Annotated in this window: 5 protein-coding genes; 2 read left to right on the top strand and 3 right to left on the bottom strand. The window is 42.1% G+C overall.

All coding sequences use genetic code 11. From position 1 onward, the window contains the following. Window positions 1-232: 232 nt before the first annotated feature. A complete protein-coding gene (locus ACTQ1L_RS14640; protein WP_441367940.1) occupies window positions 233-1525 on the bottom strand; it encodes a M18 family aminopeptidase in 1293 nt (430 codons plus the stop codon). A 191-nt stretch (window positions 1526-1716) separates the two neighbouring features. Here ACTQ1L_RS14640 and ACTQ1L_RS14635 point away from each other — a divergent pair, with 191 nt between their 5' ends. Both ACTQ1L_RS14635 and ACTQ1L_RS14630 read left to right on the top strand, forming a co-directional pair. Beyond that, on the top strand, window positions 1717-2220 hold the full coding sequence (locus tag ACTQ1L_RS14635; RefSeq protein ID WP_321110294.1) for a DUF5721 family protein: 504 nt from the start codon (window positions 1717-1719) through the stop codon (window positions 2218-2220). Between the two features lie 85 nt (window positions 2221-2305). Beyond that, window positions 2306-2509: a cold-shock protein gene (locus ACTQ1L_RS14630; protein ID WP_441367939.1), complete on the top strand. Its 204-nt coding sequence runs from the start codon at window positions 2306-2308 to the stop codon at window positions 2507-2509. Window positions 2510-2678: 169 nt separating this feature from the next. Here ACTQ1L_RS14630 and ACTQ1L_RS14625 read toward each other — a convergent pair whose 3' ends face one another. Together ACTQ1L_RS14625 and ACTQ1L_RS14620 are read right to left on the bottom strand one after the other, a co-directional pair. Beyond that, entirely contained in the window at window positions 2679-4148 is a 1470-nt protein-coding gene (locus ACTQ1L_RS14625; protein ID WP_321110292.1) for a polysaccharide deacetylase family protein, read from the bottom strand. Window positions 4149-4500: 352 nt separating this feature from the next. Continuing rightward, complete coding sequence (locus ACTQ1L_RS14620) at window positions 4501-5958, bottom strand: 4Fe-4S dicluster domain-containing protein (RefSeq protein ID WP_441367936.1); 1458 nt, start codon at window positions 5956-5958, stop codon at window positions 4501-4503. Window positions 5959-6000 lie beyond the last annotated feature (42 nt).

Here is a 6000-nt window from a genome sequence, read left to right as displayed (position 1 = left end):
TTGTATTCTTTAGATTTTACCAACTTTGCCGGTCAGTAATAATCTAAATTTACTTGAGGTATTTTCTTTGGTCAACTCCCTTTACAATTTAAATTATACAGGAAGCTCCTGCACTATATGATAATAAAAGTTTAAATTACCTTTTTAAAAGTTATTTCATTCCGTAACAAGTAGTTTTCATTACTACGTCATATTAACACGAAAACCAAACTTATGCAAGAGGTTTCTGTATTTATTTTCCCAAATACCCGAAAAAGGCTGTCACACAGTCGCTTAAGGCTTTCATGTCGCGTACTCCCATAAGCTCACAGGCTGAGTGCATTGCAAGAATAGGTATACCAATATCCACCGTCTTTACCGGTAAAAGCGTGCCTGCAATCGAGCCAAGTGTGCTGCCACCGCGGCTGTCCGAACGGTTCACAAAGCGCTGGTAAGGTATGCCCTTTTCATCACAAAGCTGACAGAGACTGGCGATAGCCTGTGCATCCGTAGCATACGACTGTGAGCACGCCTGCTTGATACAAAAGCCTTTTCCCATGACAGGCATATTTGTGATATCCATCTTTTGCTTTTTATTAGGATGAAGCGCATGAGCCACATCGACAGACAAAAGCATGGCATCATATATGCTCTCATCTATTTCATTTTCTGAAAGGTCCATATTTCTTAAAATACGCCTGAGCATATCGTGAAGCATTATAGAGGCCGCGCCCTGCTTACTGTTACTTCCAATCTCCTCATGGTCGAAAAGCGCTATGATGTTTATTCCATCAGCTCTGTTTCCATCCTCTATGGCATCAAGAAGTGCTCTGCAGGATGACTGGTTGTCGATTCTCGGTGATGAAATCATAGTATCATTCACACCGACAAGGCAAGGCTCGTCCATGCAAAATGTATTGAGCTCGAAGTCTATGATGTCGCTCTTTTCCACAGACAGCTCACCAGCCAGAAAGCCAAGGAAATAATCCGTGGTCTTTTCATCCTCCGGGATTGAATCAAGCACCGGCATCAGATCCACCTGATTATTTATCTCGACTCCCTTATTCACATCCCTGTTCATATGGATGGCAAGATTTGGAATAATCATGACAGGCTTTTTAGACCTATATAGCACCATACGCGGATTGAACACATCCTCACTCTTTAAAGCCACGCGCCCTGCCACTCCGAGAGGTCTGTCAAACCATGTGTTTAAAATCGGTCCTCCATACACCTCTACATTGACCTGTGCATATGAGTTTGTCATAAAATCCGGATTTGGCTTTATGCGAAGATATGGATAGTCTGTATGAGCTGCCGCTATTCGCACCATATCCTTTTTGTTGTAGCCGCTTCCTACAGTAAACGCAAACATGGTCGTATCATGGTGATTTAAGACATACCTGCCACCGCGCACAAGCTTCCAGTCACCTGTATAATCTATCTCCTCAAATCCGTTTTCCAAAAGCTCCTGCTTTGCAGCCTTCACACACTCGCATGGTGAAACTGCCGCTTTAAGTAAATCAAATAATTTTTCCTGTTTCATGGATTGCCTCCTGTTTTCATTGCATAACGCACTTATTCTACCACGGACTTTACAATTATTCCAGTTGAACAGGCTTTATTTTTATGGCATAATCCGCAAATCTGATGTATGATATAATAATCGATAACTATTCAAAACCATTGAGAACAATCATTCGCTGTCACATACAATGTGGGAAATGAGGAGAAATTATGATATCAATTGAACTGACAGACACAAAGGACTTTATGAACAAGCTGCTTCGCACGGAAATCTTTGACAACTTCCTGCTTCAGGAGGCCGTCATCACGAAGGCAGCCTCATACGTCATAGACGGACATCTGCAAAAGGGCTTTTACAGCTCCACAGAGCTTGAAGAAAATGGTATAGCAGGCTATGGCATACTCCCTTTCAGGATGCTTCGCACAAACTGCTTCGACCTGATAAAGGGCAGACAGACGCCATCGTCATTCAAGTTTGTCTTTCTGCTTTCACCCGAAAATATGGAACACACCTTAAGCAGTCTGCACTCTGCTTTCACCGTGTCCGATATCAGTGGTTTTTTCATAAATATCAGGTATCAGAACAAACTTCTGACTCTAACAACCGGAATATCCTACAATATTTTTTCAGTGGATAAGACCTTAGACAGTGAATGGGATAAGCTTGTAATGAAATTTTTAGCAAATAATGACATAAACTTTAAAGAACTTTGACTTTATTGCTTTACATCTTAAACCTGTTATGCTATTCTAACGTTAGTTGCGTAAGCAGCATTATTATTATTTGGAGGTACTTTCGATGAGCAAAGGTACAGTAAAATGGTTCAACAACCAAAAAGGTTACGGATTCATCACAGCCGAGGACGGAAATGATGTATTCGTACATTTCTCAGGACTTAACATGGAGGGCTTCAAAACTCTCGCGGAAGGTGCAGCAGTAGAGTTCGATATCACTGATGGCGCTAAAGGTCCACAGGCAGTTAACGTTGAGGTAGTTAAATAATTTGGCTACCCAGGCAATCTAGTTTCTATGTACCTTTTTCTTTATTATATATTTAGGTAAGATGATAGTTACAAAAATGTTAATTGGGGAATAAGATATAAGAATCATGATTAAAAAAGAAGAGTTCATTTCGAACTCTTCTTTTTTGCGCTTTTTTATTTGAATGATTTTAGTTGTTTACACGATGATGAGACATCGGTGAGCTTGTGGTGAGTGGTAAAAACGTGTAACCGTTCGCCTGTCCCCACTGGATGATCTGCTCAACCGCATTGACACTGAAATCCTTTATGTCATGCTGCAATACAACTGATACGTTGTGGCTCTGAACGCCGGAGATGACATTCTGTACCACCTGTTCCGTACTGATTGGCTTGCTGTTTGCATCTCCGCTCGATACGTTCCAGTCACAGTACAAAAGTCCTCTTGCTGTCACATCATTGACGAGCTGTGTCATAATGCCCGGACAATAATCCTTACTTATAGTATTTGATGAACCACCCGGGAATCTCATGATTGACGCATCATTTCCTGTCTGTGCCTTTATGATGCTGTTCATCTGCTCAAGGTCATCAAAATAGGCCTGCTCGCTTGTATATATCTGGTCGTATTTATGGCTTGCAGAGTGGATAGCCACTGTATGTCCTCTCTTTGCCTCCTCTGCTATCAGGTTCTGATAGTCAGGATGCGTATTTGTAACAAAGAAGGTAACCTTTACGTTGTATTTATCAAGTAAATCTAAAAGCCCCTGTGTATACTTTCCCGGGCCATCGTCAAAGGTCAGATAAATAATCTTGTTGCCCGGATTTACTGTGTCTGCCGTGGCAGCCGGATCATACACACTGACCACTCTTGTAGCTGTAGCCTTATTGCCTGATGAATCTGAAACCTCATAGGTCACGGTATACTTTCCTGCTTTATCCTTATCTACCTTATCTCCTGATACCTTGACACTGTCTGTGATATCTCCGTCACAGTTGTCTGTTGCCGTGTATCCCGGATCACTGTACTTATCACCTTTTTTTACAGACATAAAATCATCGCCTGAAAGCTTTATCTGTGGTGCCGTGGTATCTGTGACATGCACAGTCCTTTTAACCTCGCCCTCATTCTTTGACGAGTCTGCGACACTGTACTTTATCTCATAATCCCCGGGCTTTGACGTATCGACAGTTCCTGTGACAGATACCTTGTCTGTCAGATCCCCATCATAGTTGTCTGTTGCCGTATATCCCGGGTCACTGAACTCGCTGCCTGCCTCTACAGTCATCTCAGCATCGCCATTTAATGCGATCTTCGGATCCTTCTTATCCCTTACCTCAACCTTGATGGTCTGTGTCGCAGTTTTTTTACCGTATTGAGCAGTTACCTTTATCTCGTATGAACCTGTCTTTGTCGCATCGACATTACTGTCTATAGTACATTTTATCTCTTTTCCCTTCCGGTTTATAAGCCTGCCTCTGACATACGCCTTAATTTTGGGCTCCTCAAACTTTTTGCCATACTCAACAGTGATACCGTTTTTAAACTTGCTGCTGAACTCAATGTGTGAGTCAAAGCATGCGATATATACTATAAACGCCACCACCAGAACTATTGCAGCCGTAAGTATACCGATAATCATCTTTTTATTTTTGTCCATTTTTCCAATCCTCTTTAGCATTTTATAATTATTCTCTCTATATTATTACTCAAACCTGATAGTATTATTTCTAGCAATATCTATTATAGCGTTAAACAATCTTTTTTGCTACTGCAAATTCCTTTAGAATTTCTTAATGTTAGCTTCATATATTTCAGTTGTGTTACAATTGTTTCTTTATCCCGAAAACCCGTGATAGAGTCGTAATATGTACTTAATTTATTTAATATCTTTGTTACTATTCAGTTCTCAATATGACTTACCACATATCTTTTTGCAGATATTCGCAATCACAAAAATCCCCCGAACAAGTCGGGGGATTTAAAAAGCTTATGCTGTAACAATCATTTTATTACTGCTCCTTACGGTGCATATCAAATGTCTCCATATGGTAGTTGGCGATGTTGTCACGAATCTTTCTGTCATCTGCTCTGCTTAAGAGCTCATCACGGAACTTCTTGGTAGTCACCATGTCATTGTATGAGCTTGGTCCGCCTACGCAGCCGCCCTCACATGCCATTCCCTCGATGAAGTTCTCAGGAAGCTTGCCTGCCTTCATGAGGAGAAGTGCCTTCTTACACTCTGCTGCTCCGTTTGCCTTGCAAACCTTACAATCAACATCCTCGCCTTTTTCCTTCATGCTCTCGATTACGGCTGCTGTAACTCCGCCTGAGTTTGCGAAACGCTTACCGTATACTGAGCCCTCCTGATATGATGTATCATCAGCCTCAAGCTGTACTCCCTTTGCCTTCATAATAGCACGAATCTCGCTGAAGGTAAGTACATAGTCTGCATTGCCCTCTATCTTCTGATCCTGTACCTCTGACTTCTTGGCAACACATGGTCCGATGAATACTGTAACTGCATCAGGATCCTTTGCCTTGATCATTCTTGAAACTGCACACATAGGTGAAACAGTTGTAGAAATCTTGTCAGCAAGCTCAGGATAGTGCTTTCTAACCATATTTACAAATCCAGGACAGCATGATGTAACCTTCTTCTCTCCTGCCTCGTATGCCTCAAGCCACTCGTCAGCCTCGTATGCTGCTGTCATATCTCCTCCGAGTGCTACCTCAACAAAACCGTTGAAGCCAACTGCCTGCATAGCCTTCTTCCAGCTGTTCATAGTGATATTTGCGCCAAACTGTCCCTCTGCTGCAGGTGCAACCATAGCGTATACATGCTTGTTCTCTGACTTGATTGCATCGATTACATCTACGATGTATGTCTTTGATCCGATAGCTCCGAATGGACAGCTGTGGATACACTTACCACATCTGATACATTTGCTCTCATCAATCACTGAAATGCCGTACTCGTTGTATGTAATGGCATTTACAGGGCAAGAGAACTTACATGGTCTCTTTAAATGAGCGATAGCGTTGTAAGGACATGCCTGTGCACAGCGTCCACACTCCTTACACTTCTGTGGGTCGATATGTGAGCGGAGACGTCCTGCCTCGATTGCTCCGAACTTACAGGCATTGATACAAGCCTTGCCGAGACAGTTCTGACAGTTCTCAGTAACTGTGTAGCTTGAAATCGGACAATCCTCACATGCTGAGCTGATTACCTGGATGATATTACCATCATCGTTTATGCTTGGTGCTTTACCCTCTGCGAGTCTGACACGTTGACGGATGATCTCTCTCTCCTTGTAGATACAGCAACGGAACTGAGGTGTCGGTCCCGGAATCAATGTAAATGGGATGTCATCTCTGATCTCATCGAGGTTACCTGCAAATGCAGCCTTTGCGACCTCAAGCAAAACTGCATGTTTGATTTTGATTACGTTTTCGTCAGCGTACATATTATCTCCTTTTCCTTAAAATAATGTATATTTTGTTACATA

The sequence above is a fragment of the Agathobacter sp. LCP21S3_B2 genome (assembly GCF_052118705.1).
GTDB lineage: Bacteria > Bacillota > Clostridia > Lachnospirales > Lachnospiraceae > Roseburia.
The sequence above is the reverse complement of the archived record's forward strand: the minus strand, read 5'-3'. Positions and strand labels throughout refer to the sequence as shown.